General features: G+C 62.3%; 24 protein-coding genes. 9 read left to right on the top strand and 15 right to left on the bottom strand.

What is annotated here, in order from left to right; genetic code table 11:
- Nucleotides 1-8 precede the first annotated feature (8 nt).
- Entirely contained in the window at nt 9-1,757 is a 1,749-nt protein-coding gene (locus tag AC1DD7_RS00190; protein ID WP_477513276.1) for a pyruvate dehydrogenase, read from the top strand.
- A gap of 54 nt (nt 1,758-1,811) precedes the next feature.
- Here AC1DD7_RS00190 and pdxR read toward each other — a convergent pair whose 3' ends face one another.
- Complete coding sequence (gene pdxR, locus AC1DD7_RS00185) at nt 1,812-3,209, bottom strand: MocR-like pyridoxine biosynthesis transcription factor PdxR (protein ID WP_477513275.1); 1,398 nt, start codon at nt 3,207-3,209, stop codon at nt 1,812-1,814.
- A gap of 124 nt (nt 3,210-3,333) precedes the next feature.
- Here pdxR and AC1DD7_RS00180 point away from each other — a divergent pair, with 124 nt between their 5' ends.
- Nucleotides 3,334-4,224, top strand: coding sequence for a dihydrodipicolinate synthase family protein (locus AC1DD7_RS00180; protein WP_477513274.1), 891 nt, complete (start codon nt 3,334-3,336; stop codon nt 4,222-4,224).
- On the top strand, nt 4,221-5,474 hold the full coding sequence (locus AC1DD7_RS00175) for an MFS transporter (RefSeq protein ID WP_477513273.1): 1,254 nt from the start codon (nt 4,221-4,223) through the stop codon (nt 5,472-5,474). Before AC1DD7_RS00180 ends, AC1DD7_RS00175 begins: the two co-directional genes overlap by 4 nt.
- 3 nt (nt 5,475-5,477) lie before the next feature.
- Here the strand turns inward: AC1DD7_RS00175 and AC1DD7_RS00170 are convergent, their stop codons facing one another.
- From AC1DD7_RS00170 to AC1DD7_RS00160, 3 genes are all read right to left on the bottom strand, one after another.
- Nucleotides 5,478-6,368, bottom strand: a complete 891-nt coding sequence (locus AC1DD7_RS00170) for a trans-sulfuration enzyme family protein (protein ID WP_477513272.1) — start codon at nt 6,366-6,368, stop codon at nt 5,478-5,480.
- A gap of 240 nt (nt 6,369-6,608) precedes the next feature.
- The gene (locus AC1DD7_RS00165; protein WP_477513271.1) at nt 6,609-7,340 is read right to left on the bottom strand and encodes a B3/B4 domain-containing protein; all 732 of its coding nucleotides are present in this window, start codon (nt 7,338-7,340) and stop codon (nt 6,609-6,611) included.
- Nucleotides 7,333-7,935 carry a helix-turn-helix domain-containing protein gene (locus AC1DD7_RS00160; protein ID WP_477513270.1) on the bottom strand — a complete coding sequence of 201 codons (603 nt, stop codon included), beginning with the start codon at nt 7,933-7,935 and terminating at the stop codon, nt 7,333-7,335. The genes AC1DD7_RS00165 and AC1DD7_RS00160 overlap by 8 nt, the downstream gene beginning before the upstream one ends.
- A 199-nt stretch (nt 7,936-8,134) precedes the next feature.
- Between AC1DD7_RS00160 and AC1DD7_RS00155 the strand changes: the two genes are divergently transcribed.
- Nucleotides 8,135-8,590, top strand: a complete 456-nt coding sequence (locus tag AC1DD7_RS00155) for an Lrp/AsnC family transcriptional regulator (protein WP_431115132.1) — start codon at nt 8,135-8,137, stop codon at nt 8,588-8,590.
- A gap of 124 nt (nt 8,591-8,714) precedes the next feature.
- On the opposite strand, the gene AC1DD7_RS00150 is transcribed toward AC1DD7_RS00155, so the two are convergent.
- The 6 genes from AC1DD7_RS00150 to AC1DD7_RS00125 form a co-directional block, all read right to left on the bottom strand.
- A complete protein-coding gene (locus AC1DD7_RS00150) occupies nt 8,715-10,130 on the bottom strand; it encodes an aldehyde dehydrogenase family protein (protein ID WP_477513269.1) in 1,416 nt (471 codons plus the stop codon).
- A complete protein-coding gene (locus AC1DD7_RS00145; RefSeq protein WP_477513268.1) occupies nt 10,123-11,169 on the bottom strand; it encodes a homoserine dehydrogenase in 1,047 nt (348 codons plus the stop codon). The genes AC1DD7_RS00150 and AC1DD7_RS00145 overlap by 8 nt, the downstream gene beginning before the upstream one ends.
- A 121-nt stretch (nt 11,170-11,290) precedes the next feature.
- On the bottom strand, nt 11,291-12,190 hold the full coding sequence (locus tag AC1DD7_RS00140) for an EamA family transporter (RefSeq protein WP_477513267.1): 900 nt from the start codon (nt 12,188-12,190) through the stop codon (nt 11,291-11,293).
- A gap of 37 nt (nt 12,191-12,227) precedes the next feature.
- A complete protein-coding gene (locus AC1DD7_RS00135; RefSeq protein ID WP_477513266.1) occupies nt 12,228-12,629 on the bottom strand; it encodes a RidA family protein in 402 nt (133 codons plus the stop codon).
- Between the two features lie 117 nt (nt 12,630-12,746).
- The gene (gene arfB / locus AC1DD7_RS00130; protein WP_477513265.1) at nt 12,747-13,166 is read right to left on the bottom strand and encodes an alternative ribosome rescue aminoacyl-tRNA hydrolase ArfB; all 420 of its coding nucleotides are present in this window, start codon (nt 13,164-13,166) and stop codon (nt 12,747-12,749) included.
- Between the two features lie 98 nt (nt 13,167-13,264).
- On the bottom strand, nt 13,265-13,927 hold the full coding sequence (locus AC1DD7_RS00125) for a TetR/AcrR family transcriptional regulator (protein WP_477513264.1): 663 nt from the start codon (nt 13,925-13,927) through the stop codon (nt 13,265-13,267).
- Nucleotides 13,928-14,027: 100 nt separating this feature from the next.
- Here AC1DD7_RS00125 and AC1DD7_RS00120 point away from each other — a divergent pair, with 100 nt between their 5' ends.
- The 3 genes from AC1DD7_RS00120 (at nt 14,028) to AC1DD7_RS00110 (ending at nt 16,097) form a co-directional block, all read left to right on the top strand.
- Nucleotides 14,028-14,519, top strand: a complete 492-nt coding sequence (locus AC1DD7_RS00120) for a nuclear transport factor 2 family protein (RefSeq protein WP_477513263.1) — start codon at nt 14,028-14,030, stop codon at nt 14,517-14,519.
- Nucleotides 14,516-15,397, top strand: a complete 882-nt coding sequence (locus AC1DD7_RS00115) for an NAD(P)H-binding protein (RefSeq protein WP_477513262.1) — start codon at nt 14,516-14,518, stop codon at nt 15,395-15,397. The genes AC1DD7_RS00120 and AC1DD7_RS00115 overlap by 4 nt, the downstream gene beginning before the upstream one ends.
- A gap of 106 nt (nt 15,398-15,503) precedes the next feature.
- The gene (locus tag AC1DD7_RS00110) at nt 15,504-16,097 is read left to right on the top strand and encodes a dihydrofolate reductase family protein (protein ID WP_431120224.1); all 594 of its coding nucleotides are present in this window, start codon (nt 15,504-15,506) and stop codon (nt 16,095-16,097) included.
- Here AC1DD7_RS00110 and AC1DD7_RS00105 read toward each other — a convergent pair.
- Genes AC1DD7_RS00105 through AC1DD7_RS00090 form a run of 4 tightly spaced genes read right to left on the bottom strand, consistent with a single transcriptional unit; the run spans nt 16,069 to nt 18,204 of the window.
- A complete protein-coding gene (locus tag AC1DD7_RS00105) occupies nt 16,069-16,458 on the bottom strand; it encodes a hypothetical protein (protein ID WP_477513261.1) in 390 nt (129 codons plus the stop codon). The two genes, AC1DD7_RS00110 and AC1DD7_RS00105, sit on opposite strands and share 29 nt — an antisense overlap.
- Nucleotides 16,459-16,460: 2 nt before the next feature.
- The gene (locus tag AC1DD7_RS00100; RefSeq protein WP_477513260.1) at nt 16,461-16,883 is read right to left on the bottom strand and encodes a DUF1801 domain-containing protein; all 423 of its coding nucleotides are present in this window, start codon (nt 16,881-16,883) and stop codon (nt 16,461-16,463) included.
- Nucleotides 16,884-16,942: 59 nt separating this feature from the next.
- Nucleotides 16,943-17,635, bottom strand: a complete 693-nt coding sequence (locus tag AC1DD7_RS00095; RefSeq protein ID WP_477513259.1) for a DUF4386 domain-containing protein — start codon at nt 17,633-17,635, stop codon at nt 16,943-16,945.
- The gene (locus tag AC1DD7_RS00090; protein WP_477513258.1) at nt 17,632-18,204 is read right to left on the bottom strand and encodes a hypothetical protein; all 573 of its coding nucleotides are present in this window, start codon (nt 18,202-18,204) and stop codon (nt 17,632-17,634) included. The genes AC1DD7_RS00095 and AC1DD7_RS00090 overlap by 4 nt, the downstream gene beginning before the upstream one ends.
- A gap of 92 nt (nt 18,205-18,296) precedes the next feature.
- Between AC1DD7_RS00090 and AC1DD7_RS00085 the strand changes: the two genes are divergently transcribed.
- A complete protein-coding gene (locus AC1DD7_RS00085) occupies nt 18,297-18,965 on the top strand; it encodes a TetR/AcrR family transcriptional regulator (RefSeq protein WP_477513257.1) in 669 nt (222 codons plus the stop codon).
- 93 nt (nt 18,966-19,058) lie between these two features.
- The gene (locus AC1DD7_RS00080; protein WP_477513544.1) at nt 19,059-19,412 is read left to right on the top strand and encodes a TraR/DksA family transcriptional regulator; all 354 of its coding nucleotides are present in this window, start codon (nt 19,059-19,061) and stop codon (nt 19,410-19,412) included.
- A 53-nt stretch (nt 19,413-19,465) separates the two neighbouring features.
- Here the strand turns inward: AC1DD7_RS00080 and AC1DD7_RS00075 are convergent, their stop codons facing one another.
- Nucleotides 19,466-19,723 (bottom strand): hypothetical protein, encoded by a 258-nt coding sequence (locus tag AC1DD7_RS00075; protein ID WP_431115143.1) that lies wholly within the window; start codon nt 19,721-19,723, stop codon nt 19,466-19,468.
- Between the last annotated feature and the right edge of the window lie 42 nt (nt 19,724-19,765).

Genomic DNA, 19,765 nt, shown 5'->3' with positions numbered 1-19,765 from the left:
TGCACACTATGGCCAAGGAACTAGCCACCCAACTCATCGAACAACTCCAGGCTGCCGGCGTGCAGCGCATATATGGAATCGTCGGAGACAGCCTCAATCCAATAGTGGACGCTGTGCGTCAAACGGGAGGCTCGGCCAAAGGCGGTATCGACTGGATCCATGTCCGGCACGAAGAAGCGGCCGCCTTTGCTGCAGCGGCCGAGGCGCAACTGACCGGGAAGCTTGCTGTCTGTGCCGGCTCCTGTGGCCCCGGCAACCTCCATCTGATCAACGGACTCTACGACGCCAACCGCACCGGGGCGCCCGTACTTGCCATCGCTTCGCACATCCCCAGCAAGCAGATCGGCAGCGGATTCTTCCAGGAAACCCATCCTGACCGGATCTTCACCGAATGCTCGGTGTATTCGGAACTGGTCAGCACGGCCGAGCAGGCGCCCCGCGTGATGCACAGCGCGATCCAGAACGCTGTAGCCCTTGGGGGAGTCGCCGTCGTGACTCTTCCCGGCGATATCGCCGGACTTGAGGCCACCGCGCCGACGCCATTACCCGCCACGTTTCGGCCCGCGCGCCTGATCCCGGACCAGTCGAGCGTCCAGGAACTGGCTGACGCCATCAACGACGGCGGAAAGGTCGCCATTTTCGCGGGGGCGGGAGTCCAGGGAGCCCACGAGGAACTCATTGCTTTGGCGGAACTGGTCAATGCCCCGATTGGCCACTCACTGCGCGGCAAGGACTTCGTCCAGTACGATAACCCGTTCGACATCGGCATGACCGGCCTCCTTGGCTACGGTGCTGCAGCGGAAGGCATCGAGGACGCCGATCTGCTGATCCTTCTCGGTACCGATTTTCCCTACGACCAGTTCCTTCCGGACACCCGGACGGCACAGGTTGACCGGGCCGCGCAGCGCCTAGGGAGGAGGACCGACGTCGACATTGCCGTTCATGGTGACGTCCTTCCTACCCTGACCGCCCTTCTGCCTTTGGTGAATCCAAAGAAGAACCGCCGCTTCCTGGACCAAATGCTGAAGAAGCACGACCGCCTGATGAACAAGGCCGTGGGCGCGTACACGCGGAAGGTCGAAAAGAAGCAGCCCATTCATCCGGAGTATGCTGCTTCCCTGCTGGACCAAGTAGCGGCGGATGACGCCATCTTCACCGCGGATACCGGAATGTGCAACGTCTGGACGGCTCGCTATATCAACCCGCTGGGCACGCGCCGGCTGATCGGCTCCTTCCTTCACGGATCAATGGCCAACGCCCTTCCGCACGCCATCGGTGCGCAGGTGGCCTATCCCGGGCGCCAGGTGGTTTCAGTCTCGGGCGACGGTGGCTTGTCCATGCTGCTTGGTGAGCTCATTACCGTGGCCGCACATCAACTGCCGGTAAACGTCGTGGTCTTCAACAACTCAACGCTGGGCATGGTCAAGCTCGAAATGTTGGTGGACGGGCTGCCCGATTTCGGCGTCGACGTTCCTGACGCAAACTATGCCGCCGTTGCGAAGGCCTTGGGCTTCCATGCTGTCCGGGTGACAGATCCGGCGAATATTGAGGAAGCGTATCGAGAGGCGTTCGCCCACCCGGGTCCTTCGCTGGTGGAACTCATCACTGACCCGAATGCGCTGTCCATCCCGCCGAAGATTTCCGGGCAACAAGTCATCGGTTTCGCGACCGCCATGTCCAAAGTGGTCTTGAACCGCGGAGCCGGTGAAGCTGTGAGCATGGCCCGGAGCAACCTGCGCAATATTCCGCGGCGCTGAGAAGAGTCTTTGCCGGCAACAGCTTCAAACCGATAGCAGGCAAAATCCCCTGGCTTATGGATGCTCGTCGAGCAGGGCGCCAAGGATAGTGAGGGCCTTTGACAGTTGGAGGTCGGACACTGCGCCATACCCCATGACCAAGCCGTTCACTGGTGGGCGCTCGGCGTAATACCCGGCCAGGGGAATCACCCGCACGCCCTGTTCCAGTGCCTTTGCAGCCAGGTCCGCCGCGTCAGGCTGTTCGAAGCGGATCACTGCATGCAATCCGCCGTCGAGGGCCCCAAGCTCCACATCTGTCCGCGAGCCTAAGCGCTCAATGAGCAGGGACCGGCGGTGCGAATATTCCCTCCGGGCACGGGCAATATGCCGGGACAGGCCGCCGCCCTGTAGGTAATACGCGATGGCCGACTGCAGGACCCCGGCCACCGGAGTGTCCAAGGCTTCACGTACAGCCTTGAGGCGTTGGCCGGCATCGCCCCGGACCACCAGATATCCGCAGCGCAGCCAAGGACTCAGGTTCTTTGAGAACGTTCCGAGAAGTACGACGTCGGCAGCTGTCGGTAGGGATGCGACGGCAGGCAGGGGCATCCTGCTGTGACGGAATTCGCTGTCGTAGTCGTCCTCCAACACGAGCACGCCATGGCGGTCCGCCCACTTCAGCAGGCCAAGCCGTTCCTGGACTGCCATCCTGCCCCCCAGGGGGTACTGGTGGCTGGGGGTGATGAGGACGGCGTCGGGAATGGCGTTGAGTCCGGCGAGTTGGGAGCTCTTCAGGCCGTCCTCGTCCACGGGAAGCAGCTGAAGTTGGGCACCAGCGGCGCTCATCACGCGTCGCGCCGTGGGGTAACCCGGGTCCTCAACCAGGATGCGCGGATTGTTCCTCTTGCCGCGAAGCATGGCCACCACCAGGTGCAGCGCATCACTGGTGCCGGCCGTAATGATGACGTCCTCCGGGTCTACGGCCAGACCCCTGGACACCGCCAGGTGACCGGCCACGGCTTCCCTAAGGTCCAACGTTCCAAGGGCTGGTGGCAGATGTGTGTTTCCTTGCTCCGCCAAGGCCTTTTTCCACGCATTGCGCCACTCCCTGTCTTGGAACGGCGATCCCGAGGGGCGGCCGGGTGTCAGGTCAATCACCTCGGCGATGGCAGGGCTGCTGGAATGCGCCTTCGCTTGGTTCGGGCGCTGTTGGATGTCCGGCCGGACAGCCACTTTGGTCCCACCAGTGCCGCTGCTTTCCAGGAAACCTTCCCCGGAGAGCTGCTCGAAGGCCCGGACCACCACGCCACGGGATATCCCTAAGTCCTTGGCCAGCCGGCGGGTGGCGGGGAGCGTGTGCTCAGGCTGGAGGAGTCCGCTGAGGATGGCGCTACGGAGCTGGCTTGCAACTTGGGCGGACAGGGACGTCGGACTATTCCTGTCGAGCTCGATGGGTATTTCCGATTCGCTCATTGGACCTCCAGAGTTGTTCATTCTTGGATCTAGTGTAGGACCAAGCTCTTTGGCAGCATGAGACGCGTAGTCACCCATTTGCTGTGTTCGCACCCGGCCACAGCCACAAGAAAGCAGGACTGTAGTGTTCAACGGCCTCAGCGCATTCCCCCTGACTCCCATGAGCGGTGAAAGTGTCGATCTGGACGCCGTTGCCCGGCTGGTGGCGCGCGCGGCGAAGTCAGGTGCGGATTCACTCGGTGTTCTTGGCTCGACGGGAAACTACGCCTATCTCTCCCGTGAAGAACGCCGCATGGTCCTTGAAACGTCCGTGGAAGCTGCGGGTGGCGTGCCGGTTTTGGCCGGCGTTGGGGCATTGCGTACCCGCGACGTCTTCACGCTTGCCGGCGATGCTCATACGGCTGGCGCCTCGGCCTTGCTCTTGGCCCCGGTGTCCTATCAACGCCTGTCGGAAGCGGAGGTTCTCGGGCTGTATCAGGACGTTGCGTCGGAGTCAGACCTTCCGATCATTGTGTACGACAACCCCGGCACCACAGGCTTCACCTTCACCGACGAGCTGCATGCCCGGATTGCCCGGATCCCGGGAATCGCATCCATCAAGATTCCGCCGCCGGCTGCCACTGACATTGGCACCAGGCTCGGCAAGCTCCGCGCAGCTTTGCCCGAGCAAACATTTGTGGGTATCAGCGGCGATTGGATTGCCGCCGAAGCACTGCTTGCTGGTTGCGATCTCTGGTACTCGGTGATCGGCGGGATCCTTCCGCGCCAGGCCCGGGAAATCGTTGATCACGCTCTGGCTGGTCGGCGCGTTGATGCGATGGCAGCTTCCGCCGCATTGGAACCACTCTGGTCCCTGTTCCGAACCTACGGGAGCCTTCGGGTCACAGTGGCACTGGCTGAAGACCTGGGGCTCATTCCATCCTCAGCCTTGCCCTTGCCGCTGCGTGGCTTGGATCCCGAAGGACGCGGCAGAGTTGCCGAGGCCATCCGCCAATGTGGATTGGAGGCGACATGAGCCTCATCAACGGCCGCAATGCCAGCCGCCCAGCTACGAGTGAGCAGACATCACCGGGCGGTTTGGCCCGCTATGTCCTTGCAGCCACCCTGGCCCGCAGCGCCGACGGGGGTGCCGTCGTAGCCATCGTCCTGCTGGTGACAACCAGCGGGGCGCCCGGTTGGCTGGCCGGAATACTGGGTTCCTGCATCACGGCACCGCACCTTTTCGGTCCGTTCGTTGCCAGAACACTCGACACTGCCCGGGACGGCAGGACGGTGATCGCCTGGGCGTGCCTCATGCACGGCGTTACCCTGGCCGCCGCCGTCCTGCTGTACCCGCTGACTCCTCCCATCGTTCCGGCTCTACTGCTCATTGCGTCCGGACTGGTCGGTCCATTATTGACAGGCGGCATCAGCAGCAGGCTCTCGGCGATCGCTGGGGGCAGCAGAACCAGCCAGCGACGCGCACATGGATGGGATGTAGCAACGTATGGCATCAGCGGAACCATTGGTCCCTCTTTGGTCGCAGCTGTTTCGGCCTGGGCGAATCCGGCACTGGCGGCATTGATCCTTGCCGGATTAACGTTTGTCGCCGCCGCCCTCGTCAGGCTTTTGCCCTCTTCTCTTCGAGCAACGGTTCCGTCGGAGGTACCGCGCCCCGGCCGCACATTGCTGATGATGCTATCTACCGGGCCTTTGCGCCGCACGCTCTACATGACGGTCATCGTCGCCTTGTCGGTCGCGGCGTTGCCTATCACCGCGGTGGCGTCCACTACAGAACTGGGGGTCACGCCAGCTGCGGCCGGGGTCCTGACGGCCGCATATGGGCTTGGCGGGCTTCTAGGATCCGCCGGTGTCATGATCCGGCCGTTGCGAAGCGATGCGGACCACCTCATGACCTGGCTGGGAGCTGCTGTTGGGGTTGCCCTGTGTGGGGCAGCGTTCGCCGGGATCTTCACGGTAGCGGTGGTGCTCTACTCCCTCGCCGGAGTGCTCAACTCCTGCTTTTTCGCCGCAACATTGGCCGCGCGCAGCGAATATGCACCGGCTGGCGCGCGAGGTCAGGTCTTCGTGTGGATTGGAGCCTTGAAGATCACTGCAGGTTCTGCCGGCACAGCGTTGGCTGGGGCCATGGTTGTACCAATGACACACCTGCCCTTGCTTTTGGCGTCGGCCCTCATTGCCGTAGCCGTGAGCGCTTCCCTGGTTGACCGCCGTCGTGAGCGTTCCCAAACGGCAGGAAACGCCTCAATCAAAGACCAGCCATAAGGCTTACCACTGCTTCCCGAACGTTTTGTCCAAGGCGTTGAGGATGTCGTCAAGGAGGTCTTCCGGGTCCTCAAGGCCGATCGACAGACGCAGGTGTCCGTATTTGTGGAACGACGCCGGGTAGTTTTCCGAGCCCCCACGAGCGTCCGGGCCAACGTGGACGATCAGCGTTTCATCGTGGCCCAGCGAGACTGCCGAAGTGATGACCTGCAGGTTTTTCACAAAGGTGTTCTGGGTGCGTGAGTCGCCCTCGACGGCGAAGGCCATGACGCCGCCATAACCCCGGCCTCCGAACTGTTTGCCGGCGAGTTCATGCTGCGGATGGGACGCCAGGCCAGGGTAGAGGACATAAGCGATCGGTGGTTCGGATTCCAGGACCGCGGCCACCTTTTCGGCACTTGAGAACTGCTGCTTGAGACGCAGCGGCAGGGTTACTGAACCGCGCATGATCATCCAGGCGTTGAAGGGCGAAATAACGCCGCCAGCGTCCACGATCGCATCGCGCCTGATGTGCTGGACGAGTTCGCGCCGCCCGACGACGACTCCACCCATGGCGTCACCGTGGCCGTTGGTGTACTTGGTCAGCGAGTGGATGACCAGGTCCGCGCCGTCGTCGAGGGCGCGGTAGAACGGTGCTGGCGTGAACGTGGCGTCGACCGTCAGCAGGACGCCGGCGTCTTTGGCTATGCGGGCAAGCTCCGCCACATTGGCGACCTTGGTTGTTGGGTTGGCGATGGTTTCGGCGTGGATCAGCTTTGTGCCGGGACGAATGGCTGCCCTTACTGTCTGGAGGTCATCCGCATCCACGAAGGTAGCCTCGATGCCGTACTTTTGCGGAAGAAGTTCCCCGGACAGGCGGTACACCGCCTCGTAGGTCACGTTGGAAACCACCACGTGATCTCCCGATTTCAGTAGGGCGAAGAACACTCCGTGGAGGGCTGCGACCGGTGGCAAAGGCGGCTGCTGCTTCGGCACACCAAGGGAGTCCGGAGCGCACCGGTACCTTGATCGATGCTGTTTCCTCCGTGGACGGCCCAGGTGGAGTCATGGACGGTGGCACGGTTGTGTTTGTCGGGGGCTCGATTCATTTTGGTTCCTTTGGATGAAGCTGTGACGTGGTTGAAGCGACAGAGGTCAGTGCCCGAGTGTGCGGGCGTCAATCAGCCGCTGGGCGGATACGACCTCCGGTCCCAGGAGGCGCAGGTGCGTGGTGAGGTCCTCGCCGGCGGCAAGGAGATCCTCGGTGGTCACGGGTGCGAGGGCATCAAGAATGAACAACGCCGAGGTTGTATCGTCCCGCAGTTGCGTGCGGCGGCCCTGGCGCCAGTTCCAGCGCCGGCAAGTGACGCCGTCGTCGTCGCACCATACAACTTCCCCTTCATCGGGGTGTTCGACAATGGGCTCTCCGCTGGCAACCGTGTCGAACGGCTCCTGGCCCGTTGCACGGATCAGCCGTGGCGCCCCACTGTAACTGGAAAGGTCTTCGCCGCCGAGCGGAATCTGGTGCAGTACAGATACGGCGTTGTAGAGGTCCGTGAGCCCGTTGACCCTGGGCAGGCCGGCATCAGCGCGGCGAAGCAGTGCCTCAAGGCTGTTGCGGGTGCGGTTGGGCTTTGCTCCGAAGGATTGGTAGGCCTTCCGCCACGCGGCAACATGCGGGAGGTGTTCGACCTTCTGCTCGCTGAGCGCCCTGCGGGCTGCCGCTTCCGCCTGATATAACAGGGCATCGCTGGCATCATCGCTGGGACCCGAAACGAGACCATCGACGGCGATCAAGAGGGCCTGGTAGTCCGGTTGAAGTTCGAAGACGGCAGGTTCAACGTGGGCTGCGTGGAGAATTTCCTGGAGGGATTCAACCCTAAGCATTGTTCGCCTCCCGATGCGCCGATCCCACTCCGCGTTCAAAGACAGCGAGTGAGAACCTTGCTGCGTCAGTGCCGTTGTTGCCGTAGGAATGGGCTACGTCTCCCGGGAAAGACAGCGAGTCGCCGGCCTCGAGGACGACCGTCTGCTCTGCAGCAACGACGGTAACGGTGCCTTGCAGAACCTGCAGGAGTTCTTTGGTGCCGGGCGTATGCGGCTCACTCGCGTGCTTGTCTCCGGGGCCGAGGGTCCAGTCCCAGAGTTCCATCACTTCCGGTGGTTCCGTTCCGGCCACGAGCACTCCGCGTCCGCCTGCTGCACTGCTCCACAGCAGGGCACCTTCACCTTTTCGTGTCACCTTGACGCCCTTGGGCTCAGGGGACTGGACCAGGTCCGGCAGGCCCACACCGAGCGCGGCGCTGATCCTCAGAAGAGTGCCGACACTGGGGTTCATGGTTGCTTGTTCGACGTTGATGAGCATGCGTCGGCTCACGCCGGCAGCTTCGGCCAGTTGGTCCAGGGTCCAGTGACGTGCCTGGCGCTCCTGTTTAACCCGTCCGCCAATAGCTGAGGCGAGCGATGCGATGTTTTCTTCCATAGATGCAGCATAATGCACTTCAAGTGCACAGAACAAGATGCTTGCCAACTCTGCCCAACGAAGCAACAGCCCAAAAGAAGCAACAGCCCAATGGGATATGTTTGTACCGGCCAACTTGCTGGACACGCTAGCCGCAGCGGCATTCCTGCATCGAAGGACGCCCAAACCCACGTTCACATCCCCGAAGACAGGAGCGTCCGTGCCGAAGAGTCCACGTGATGAGATAGACGTGCAGATTCTGGCCGAGCTGCGGCGAAATGCCCGTATCAGCCTTGCCCAGCTGGGGGAGAAGGTGCTGCTCTCCCGCAACGCGGTGCGGCAACGGATTGAGCGGCTTGAACGGGACGGGTATATCCACGGGTACACCATCAAGGAATCGGCCGGAGAAGGATCGCCCACGGTCAATGCGGTGCTTCTGATCCAACGACATGACAGGATGCGGGGCGGGGACGTGATTGCCGGACTAAAGGCAATTCCTGAAATCGCCACTTGCGATGTTGTCAGCGGCGAACTGGATATCGTGGTCAGGGTTGAGGCCCCCGACGCTGCACGAATCCAGGAAATCTGGAGGCAGGTCTCAGAGTTTCCTGGAGTCCGCGATATCACCACAGCCTTGTCCCTCTCCACGGTCATCGACAGACAGGCGCCTCGCTGAGACAGCGTACTGAGGCAGCGTGAACCATGCTGGGCTTAAATGCTTCCGGCGCTGCGGAACCGAAGTGGTTACGCAACGCCGGATCGGTACAGCCTGCTTTATTGACGGTAACGCCAGACGATCATCATGAAGTGATCGCTATGACCTTGGGCTGCGTCATTTCCTCGTAGGCGAAGCGGACGCCTTCCCGGCCCATGCTGCCGTATTTCGAGCCGCCAAAAGGCATCGCATCGAGGCGGTAGTCCGAAGAATCGTTGATCATCACTCCGCCTGCGTCAATGGCCTTGGCGGTGGCCAGCGCACGGGCCAAGTCCTTGGTGAATACCCCGGCCTGCAATGCGTAGTCGCTGTCGTTGGCCAGTTCGATGGCTTCCTCGTCGGAGTCGAACGGTTCCACCAGGACCACGGGTGCGAACAGTTCTTCGCTCCAGGCCTCGCAACTGCGCGGGACTCCGGTCAGGACAGCAGGTGTCAGGAGCGCGCCATCCAGGATCCCGCCAGTCAGCAGTCGCGCACCGGCGGTCACTGCCTCGTCGATCTTACGCTTCGCTTCTGCGGCAGACGCGGCGCTGATCATGGGTCCAACGTCGGTCTGCTCCCTGCGGGGATCGCCTGTGGTCAGGGCAGCTGTTTGGGCGACAAAGGCGTGAAGGAAGGTGTCGAAGACTGACCGCTGGACGAGGATCCGCTGGGCGCCGATGCAGTTCTGTCCAGCGGCCCAGAAGGAACCTGAAACACTGGCCTCGACGGCGGCAGGAAGGTCCGCGTCGTCGAACACGATGACGGGAGCGTTGCCGCCAAGTTCCATCGACAGGCGCTTTATGCCGGCGTTGGCGGCGATGGCCCGGCCCGTGGAAAAGCCGCCCGTGAAGGAGACCATTCGAACCAGTTTGGACGAGATGATGGTTTGCGCGATGGTGCGGTCGCCCAGGACAACAGTGACGAACTCCGCAGGCAGGCCTGCCTCGCGCAACAGGTCCACGAGAAGAATGGCCGTCAAGGGTGTCAGCTGGGACGGCTTGAGGATGACGGTGTTACCTCCGGCAATCGCCGGCCCCAGCTTGTGCGCCACCAGGTTCAGGGCATCGTTGTAAGGGGTGATGGCGGCGATAAGCCCCAACGGCTCACGGGTGAACCATCCCTGGCGGTTTTCGGAGCCAGCGAAGGAGTCGAAGGGAACTACTTCGCCAACGTTACGGCGGGTTTCCGCTGCCGAGAGCTTAAGCGTATTCACTGCACGGGAGACCTCTTTGAGCGCCTGCGTGATGGTCTTCCCGGCCTCGGCGACGATTAGCCCAGCCACTTTCTGCGCCCGCTGCTGGAGCAGGTCTGCAGCGGTATCCAGGATCCGCCCGCGCTCATGACGGGGCATGGCCGCCGCTGCCGGAGCGGAGGCCGCGGCGCGGATGAGTTCGACGCGGACGTCTGCCTCGGTGCACTGGGGAAGGGTCGCCAGGACGGAACCGTCAAACTTGTCGTACACCATGAGGTCAGTGATAGCGGCTGCGGTAGTGGCGTCGGCGATGGCTGACTCAGGCACGGACCGCTCCTTTGGCGAATTCGTTGACGGCGATGATGTCGGAGATCAGGGCGTAGGCAGTTTCCACGCGGCCGGCTCCAGGGCCTGACACTGTGACGGCCCCCAGCAAATCCGTGCTGAATGACACGGCATTGGTGGCGCCGGAAATTCCGGCCAGCGGGTGTTCACCCGGAAGGGCGATGGGTTGGACGGTCGCTACGATGCGGCCATCATCTTCCCGGCGGGCTTCGCCAATGAGCTTCCAGCGGTAGCCGCTTGCCAAGGCCTGTGCCACGTCTTCACTCTTGATGTCCTGGATGCCGGTGGTTTCCACGTCATTGGGGTGGATGTTGGCACCGAGCAGCTCGTTGGCCAGGATGGCGACCTTCAACCGGACGTCCGAGCCGCCGATGTCTGCAGTGGGGTCCGCTTCGGCGTATCCGCGGTCCTGGGCCTCGGCGATGGCTTCATCCAGGCCCAGCCCGACCTCCATCCGGCCCAGAACGTAATTGCTGGTTCCGTTCAGGATGCCTTGAACTGAGTTCAATTCGAGGCCACCCAGCATCTTATGTGCGAGTCGAATGACAGGCGTGCCGCTCATGACTGAACCCTCGTACTCGAAACGGACACCATTGTTGGCAGCAAGCTGGCCCAGTTCCCGGCCATGCAAGGCCACAGGACCCTTGTTGGTGGTCACCACATGCTTGCCGGACTCGATGGCCCACTTGACGTGCGAAACTGCCGGTTCGCCGTCGATCGGGCTCGTGAAGGTAGCCTCGACGACGATGTCGGCCGGGCTGTTCTTGATGACGCCTTCGTTGCGGGGATCCGGGCTCCCCCCGGGGAGTCCCTCGAACGAGGACCCGCGGGGCATCGCCAGCACGGCAGCCAGGTCGATGCCGTCTCCCTGGACGAGCGAGCCGAAGGCAAGATCGGTGATGGCCACGACGCGAAGCTGGAATCCGAGTGAGGCGAATCGCTGGGGTTCGTCACGGATGAGTTCGGCCAAAGCGCGGTTGACGCCTCCGAAACCGATGAGGGCCAGGTTGTAGGTAGTCACGTGATCTCCTTGGTAGGGCGGTGGTGCTGTCCTTTAAGCCTCGGTTCCAGGAGTGTCAGTTCCCTAGACGCGAATCGCCCGCCAAGGATGACGAAACGCCCAAAAAAGCTGCCAACCATGCTCAAACGCCCGTAGTGCGGCCCCGCCTTGAAAGAGAAGCCGGTATGACGGGTTGCTGTTGGCGGCGTCCGCCGCGCTGGGCCGCGGCACCGGCGACAATGACGAGCAAGAGGCCTGCGAGTTGCAGCATCGATGGCAACTGATGCAGGACGATCGCCCCGAGCAGCAGGCCGATGGCCGGTTCCAGCGCCAGGAGGGTCCCGAATGCCGTGTGTGTCATGCGGCGGAGGGCCAACATTTCCAGGATGTAGGGCAGGACCGGTATCAGCACTGCCAAGGCGGCGGCAACGGCCACCGTTTCCCAGGTGATGTGGCCTATGGCTTGCGGCAGTCCAAACGGTGCCGCGGCGACAGCAGCAATCGGAATGGTCAGGGCGAGGGCACCAATTCCATTGAAGCGATCACCCACCTGCTGGGTCAGAAGGATGTAGATTGCCCACCCAACCGCGCCCATCACCGCAAAGCCGACTCCGAGCAGGTCCACGTCTCCTGCCCACGGTTCGGTGAGCAGCACGACGCCTGCCAGCGCCGTTGCCGGCAGGACCAAGGAACGGGCCGCGCGGCCGCGCAAGGCTGCAACCGTAAGCGGGCCGAGGAATTCAATGGCAACTGCTGTCCCCATGGGAATGCGTTCCATGGCGGCAAGAAACGTCACCGACATTACTGCGGTAGCAACGCCCAGGCCAACCACCACCGGAGCGTCACGAAGTCGCAGGGTCTTCAGGGGTGGACGGGCCAATACCAGCAGGATGAGGGCTCCCATACTCAGGCGCAGCCATGCTGTCCCGAGGGGACCCAAGGTTGGCATCAACCCCAGCGAAAGGGCGGAGCCGAGCTGGATGGAGAACATTGCCGCGGTGGTCAGGAGCCATGGGGGGATTGTGCCTTTGAATCTGGTCATAAGGCATAATACTGCACTTGGAGTGCAGTCAGATTGTTTACCGCTCGACGGCGGCTACCGCACTGATCTCCACCAGCGCCCCGGGAACGCCCAAACGGGAGACAAACGCTGCTGTCACGAGGGGCGGCTCGTCGGCGGCGAGGTCGGACGCAATGGCCCCATACCCGGCGGCGAGGTCGGCACCGTCCACGAAGAGAACCGTCCACTGCACAACGTCGCGCAGGGTTGCCCCAGCAGCCGCGAGCGCGGTCTTTGCGTTCGCCAGGGCGCGGGCAGCTTGCACTCCAACATCACCCTCGCCGACGAGCGAACCGCCGCTGTCGACCGAGTTCTGGCCGCCGACGTAGATGGTGGTGGCGTTGGGAGGGACGATGGCTACGTGGCTGAATGCCGGGCTGGAGACGAGCCCCTCGGGCCGGATGCGCTGGATGGATGACATGACTGTATGCTGCCATCCCCAGCCAATTGCCAAAAGGGGGGTGCGCCCCAATGCCCCGGTTGGTCCGGCCTCGTCACCCACGTGCTCGTCACTCAGGTGCTCTCACTCAGGCACCCGTCACTCGGGCGAGGGCCGCCGTCGTTGCTGCTTGGTTGCCGCCCGCTGTACTTTTGCTGCGCGATGCCGCTGGGCGGACCCGCGTGTGGGTTTCGTTGCCCTGCGCACAGTCCTTGGGGCAAGGCCCGCCACCACAATGTCAGCGAGCTTGGTCAGGGCGCTCTCGCGGTTGCGTAACTGCGAGCGCTGCTCCGAGGCTGTAACAGTGATGACTCCGTCGATGAGTCGCTTCTGCAGTCGACGCAGCAAGATCTCCCGTTGGCTTTCAGTCAACGCCTCCGAAGTGGCTACGTTCCAGGAAAGCTCAGCCCTGCTGTCGGTCGTGTTGACGTGTTGACCGCCTGGTCCTGATGAACGCGAGAACCGCCAGCTGAGTTCCGAGGCCGGAATCGTGAGGGAGGGCGAGATTTCCAGGTCCATGGGACAAGCGTTGCACGTCGGGGGCGGGTCTTCCCAGCCGGGCCGTGCTTCGGCATGACGCGTGAGAGTGGGTTTGCGTGTCAGAGCAGGTTTGCGTGTCAGAGCAGATTTGCAGTCAGCGTTGAGGCGATGAACCGGCCGTACTGCCCTGCGTTCCACCCTCGTTTCAGGACGAGGCTCTCGAACAGTTCGGGGGTGGTGCACGCGAACATGATGTCGGCGGCCTCTTCCGGGGACATGCCGGGACGGAGCAGGCCGCGGGCCACCAGTTGACGCGCGTTGTGCAGCATCCGCCGATGGCGGGCGTCGTCGACATCCTTCAGGAGACTGGCCATGTCGGCATCGCCTGTTGCGGCGGCGTCGCGGATGAGCAGGCTGATCGGCGCCGCAAGGGGGCTGACTTCTGCGGTGAACCGCCCGAACTGCTCCATCAGTTTCCGCGGGTCATCTGCCCTTACTTGCGCGAGGTCTGAGCGCTGTTCGGCTGGCGCGCCGCCCTTGCCAAGGAGGCTCTGCTCGTGGAGAGCCCGGACGAGGCCAGCCTTGCCGCCGAAGTTCTTGTAGATGGACTCCGCCGACACCCCGGATGAAGCGGCAATTTCGGCGATGGTGGTTGCGCCGAAGCCTTGCAGGAGAAATAGTTCCCTGGCGCGCGCGAGGATAGTGCGACGGGATGCCTCGGCCGCTTGGCGGCGACGGCTTGCATCGTAGGTGCGTTGACTCCGGGATGTTCCATCGGGACTCTTGATTACGGTTGCCATGACTTCTAGACTCCAATCAATACAGATAACTGTATTGAATTCAAGATACCAGCCCTGCCCGCCCAGTGAGGGGAAAATCGCGGGGCACCAAGGAGTCACCATGGCAACCGTGGAGGGCCTTGAGCGCCTTCCGGAAGGACCCGTTCGCCGGATGTTCGCCGCTTCCGGACGCCACGACCTTGACGCCTTAGTCGCCGAATTCGTCGACGACTATGTCAACATCACGCCGATTCATCCCGAACGGAATTTCACCGGCAGCGCCCAGGTCCGCGCCAACTGGACCAGCCTTTTCGCTGGCATCCCTGACCTCACACCGGCAATCGCCGACGCCGCTGAAGGCAGGCACGGAACCGTTTGGGTGGAATGGGGCGCCCGGGGCACAGGACGCGATGCCACGCCGGTAGAACTTGCCGGCGTCGCGATCTTTACAGTGCGCCAGGAGCGGATCGCCTCCGTCCATTTCTATCTCGAACCTGTGGAACGTTCTTCAGGTGACATCGACGACGCCGTGCGGGCCACTGCGGGCGCGGGTCTTCAGGCTGGGGCGGGTCTTCAGGTTGGGGCCGTACTTCCGACATCGAAGGGGTCATGATCCTCGTGGTGGGCGGCACGGGCCGCCTGGGTTCGCGGCTGACCGGGGAGCTGGTTCGGCGCGGGGCTTCCGTGCGGGTCATGGCCAGGGGTGAATCCCAGCCGTTCCCCGGGAAGCCGATCGACGGCGTCGAGCTTGTCCGCGGGACCCTCGCCTCAGGCACGGACTGCGGACGGGCCGTTGCCGGATGCAGCCAAGTTGTGTTCGCGGCGTCGGGCTTTGGGCTGAAAAGGGGCGGCAACCCACGCAGTGTGGACCGCGACGGCGCACTTCGGCTCATCGATGCCGCATCCCGGGCGGGCGTGGAGCACGTGGTCATGATGTCGATGCATGGGGCAGCTCCCGATGCCCCTCTGGATTTCCTGCGCATGAAGTACGCAGCGGAGGAGGCGTTGAAGGCCTCAGGCATGGCGTGGACGGCGATCCGAATGGGGGCAAACTTTGAGCAGTTCCTCGATTCAATGAGCCAGCCCCTCCATACGAAGGGCAGGGTGCTTGTCTTCGGTTCGGGACGGGCACCTGTGACTTTTACGTCGACGCCTGATGCTGCTGCCGCTGTTTTGTTGGCTCTCTCCGACCCTTCCTTGCGTGGAAGGACCATTGAGTGGGGGTCCGAAACCCACCCCTTCAACACGCTCGCGGAAGCTATCCTCGCGGATGCTGGAAAGGGCTCGATCCAGCGGATACCAATGGCGGCCCTACGGGTGATGGCCGCCGTGGCACGTCCGATTTCGCCGTTCATGGCCCGGATGGCGAGAGCGGCGCTGTGGATGGAATCAGGCGCTGCGGCCTTCGATCCGGCCGTGGTACGTGCCGCCTTCCCTGAAATTCACGTGATCGGACTGCGTGAGAGTTTGGACCAGATCAGGAGCACATGAGTCGTGGTGCAAACCTCCCTTCGGGAGGACAATGCTAGGCACAACCCAAATCTCGTGAGGAGCAGCCGTGGGCGAGCCAACTACAGAAGCGACATCAGCGCAGTTGATGGTGGACTTGATCATTTCCCTGGATGGGTATGCCTCAGCGGAGGGCTGGCCGGGTTGGTGGGGACTTGAATCCCCGGAATACCTTGCCTGGCTCGAGGAAGAAGGGAAGAAGGATTTCACCACCCTTATGGGGGCCAACACCTATCGGGTGATGTCCAGCATGTCGGAGCAAGCCGCGGGCGAAGACTCCGGGTTCTCCGAGGAAGAGGGAGCGGCCCTGACCGGGCTGGCGGCCCTGCCAAAGGTCGTTTTCTCGTCCACTCTCCAAGAACCTCTTGCTTGGCCGAATTCCGAGCTGGTAAGCGGGGATGCCGTTGAAGCTGTCAAGGAGCTGAAGCGGACCCGAACCGGCACCCTGACCACACTGGGAAGCCTCAGCCTTTGCCGCTCTTTGTTAAGTGCCGGACTTGTGGACCGATACAGGATTGTGGTTTTTCCGGTGATCACAGGCCGCACCGGCAGGGAGCGGATTTATGACGGCTATCCTGATGTCTCGCTTGAAATGGTGAACAGCAGGACATTCGATGGTCAACTGCAGCTGCTGGAGTACATACCCACGCTGATCAGCGGTCCGCCTGTCCGGCAGCCGTGAAAAGAGGCTCCAGCGAATCCGAATAGCTGGACAGTATTTCGGCAAACGTGAGCAGCTCGAATCCTTCAGCGCGGCAGAGGAGTGGTTCGCGGGTAGTTCCATCCGCGGTGAGCGTTGCTATTCCCCATGGATGCGTTGGCTCGCCGACCGTGATGCCGGCAGCGTCGAAGGTGTCCCGGAGCACGTAACGCGTGACGGTTCGCCACGACTGCAGGAACGGTGAACGCAACTGCTCAACGAGTTCGTCGTCGTTGGCTTGGTAGGCCGTCCACAGATTCTCGGACAGCTCGTCCCACTCCTTGGCGTCGCGGACCATGAGGTGCGCGGCCCGGAGGCGGGCAATCGTTTCGTTCAACGTCATGGTCAGTCCCCAAACTTCCTGTCGTTTTGCAAACCCGCTTTGATCTTCCGCCACCCACCGGCACGATTGTTGGCGGCAATCTGTCGCAGCATGGCGATGAGCGGTGCGGTGGGTACTTTGTCACCGACGTACAAGCTGATCATTCGGCCGGTCTTGTTATCGTGCCCGGCCGTGATGATCCCGGCAGGGTCAGGGACGATAGCGCCATCGTAGAGAAAGAGGTTGACGTGGTTCTTGGCCGCGAGCAACGCACAGACGTTTCCCTCCAGGACAAAGTAGGGCTGAACCCGTCTTTTGATTGTCTCCACGATGTCCGGTTCGGCCTCGTGGATCACATCCCGCAGTTCCCCACAAAGCGCTTGTTGCCATTCCGGGAGGGCGTTGATGTAGCTATCTACTCCGGGATGATGCACGTAGTTCCCCATGACGTTATTAGGGCACCACGCCCCACGGCTTGTCCAGACCAGCACGTCCCGGCTGCTACTTAGAGCAGCAGGAACACACCAACCATCACCAGCCACAGTGACCACACAATGTAGGTCACGGGCGTCAGCGCCGCAGCTAGCCTGAACCCTTTGGATTCGAAGGGTCCGACAAATTCCAGTGAGCACAGCGCCAGCACACCGCCTACCACGATTCCCACTGTCCCCAGCCAGACCGGAACAGCGGTGCTTTGAGTCATTGCCACACCAGCCAAAATGCTCCACGCGCCAGTGAAGAGGTAACCCAGATGCTCGCCGACGGCTACGCCAAGATAGCGGTTGAACGACTGGAACACGATGTCGACTGCTTCCATGCGGGCTTGGCTAGCCTTGGGATCGGCCGCCGTACGTGCAAGATAAGGCACCAGGAACGGCCACCGGATGAGTCCGAGGAACTGCACGACGGCGGCCAGCACTCCCGCCGCTGACCCAAGCGCCAGCAGTGTGGAATCCGCACCTTCCAACGCGCTGGAAAGCATGATGGATGCAGGTGCCAGTAACACGGCCGTCATCGCGAATGACCACCAGAGCAGTACAAGCCGTGGCCCTCCGTCGCGGAAGCGTTGCAGAATTTCGTGCGATGGCTTGCGGAGGATGTCCGGATAATCGAACGTGGCGGCCAGCCCTGCGAATGCGGCATTGAAGGCCAGGGGCATAACGATCAGCAGCACAGCCGCCGCGATGGAGTTGCTCACCACTGCGTCCTGGCAACCTGCCCGACGACGGCACTTGCGGCCGGGGGAGCAGATCGACTGGTTCGGCGTCCGAGGATATGACGGAGTACCAGGCCCGTAGCGGCGGTCACCACAAGTGCACCACTGGTGCCGAAGACGACGTAACCACGGTCGGCGTCGATAATGACGTTGGCGGTGACCACCCAGCCAAGCCCCCACGTCGCACTTGCGGTCACCGCCCACAAGGCGGCGACATGCAAGCCTCGGCGAAACACCATTCCTTGCGCGATTCCCACAGCAGCCCCGGCAATGACGCCGGTCAAGGCCAGGGCGCCCAAGGACGTCGACGATCCCGTGGCAATGGCGGCGAGCGCGCTGCCGACGCTCATCCCGACGGTGCTCGCGGCTATCCACAGCCAACTGGCAGCGGGTCGCATTGCAAAGTATTGGGCGGCGCCAACCAGCGTGCCGGCTATGGCCCCCGCGGAACTGGCAGTCAATGGGTTGTCAGCCGACCCGACCAGCATGAAGGCCAACCAGCCGCCCAGGGGAAAACCAAGGAATGAAGGTATCCATCGAAGGATTGACATGGTGAATCTCCTGGGGAGGAAGTGATTGTGTACGTTGTACGTTACGCCTAGTGTACGGTGTACACAATAGGAACCGAGAGAAAGTTGAAGACATGCCCGGAACCATAGCGGAGCGCCGCAGTCGACGTCGCCGCAACTCTCTCACCGTGGAAGAGATTCTGGATGTGGCCGAGCGTGTAGCCGCCGAGGGGATCGAGGCACTGACCATCCGTGCGGTAGCCGCAGAGTTGCAATCTTCCCCGATGGCGCTTTACCGCTACTTCAGTACCAAAGACGAACTGGTGGACGCGTTGCTGAACCGGGTTTTGGGACGCATGGTTGCACCCTCGGAAAGCTCAAGTTGGATCACGGACCTGGGGCTGTTCGCACGGAACCACCGGGACATGCTGAATACTCACCCATGGGCAGTCGCGTCACTCTTCGCCCATCCACTGCCAGGACCCAACGCGCTGCCGATCGGGGAATGGGCGTTGCGGATTCTGGCTCGTGGTGGGATCACGGGCGACGCCGCAGTCGCGACATTCAGTGGCATCATCGCCCTGAACTATGGCTGGGCATCATTTGTTCTTGCAAGGACCCGAGGGGCGGGGGAGTCACTGCGAGAGGACCTTAAGGATCCTGATCTGGCACAGGCTTTCCCGCTTACTACTTCAGTGGCCGCCCCCATGAGCCGCTACGGCAGCGAAGAACACTACGCAACGGTGCTTGGGCAGATGCTGGCAGGCATCTCCGCCGGAACCGGCAGACGCCCCGGTAGATAAAGGCCCGGTACATGAAGACGCTGTACATAAGATGTTGTGCAGGTGAAGGAAGGTTCCCGATGCTGGCGAAAGGAGGCGGACGTGTCCGGGCAAATGCACGACGTCGAGCGGTTCCGGGTCTTGCTGGCGGAGGAGCGCGAGCGGAAGCTTGCCCTGCTGAAGGCGCTGCGTAGCGACATCACATCAGTCAGCCTTGCCCGCCAGGACTCGAACGTCGACGACGAGCATGATCCTGAAGGCACCACCATCGCCTTCGAGCTCTCACAGGCCTCCGCGCTGCTTGACCAGAGCCGTGTAGGCCTGGAGCAGATTGAGGCCGCATTGCAGCGGATTTCGGACGGAACCTACGGTATGTGCGCGATTTGTGGTGTCGCCATTCCGGAAGGCCGGCTCGAAGCCAGGCCGTGGACGCCCTATTGCGTCAGTCACGCCTCAGGTAAACAGTAAACCCCCGGCAAAAAGTAAAACCCGGGCGGATATGAAACCCGCCCAGGCGCAATTCACGCCATGTCAGGGCTGATGGGCACGAAGTCGATGCCCTGCTGGACCTTCTTTTTTGGTCCGCGGTCGAAGCCCTTGGCGTCGAGGTTGTTTCCTGCCCGGAACGCGGCCAAAGCGTCGTCGAAGATTTCGTTGAGCCGCTGGCCCGGGAAAACCTTCTGGGTGCCGTCGGCAAAGGTGATGGACACAGAGGCGCTGGCGGGAAAATGCCTGCTCATTCGGATGAAGCCTTGGGAATCCTGCCGTAGGGAGATCATTGCTTGTCCACGCTTTCAGTATCTGGGTTCCACCACAATTCA

Source organism: Paenarthrobacter sp. 10L412 (genome assembly GCF_056395565.1).
Note: the sequence above shows the minus strand (reverse complement) of the source record. Positions and strands in the feature narration are given on the sequence as shown.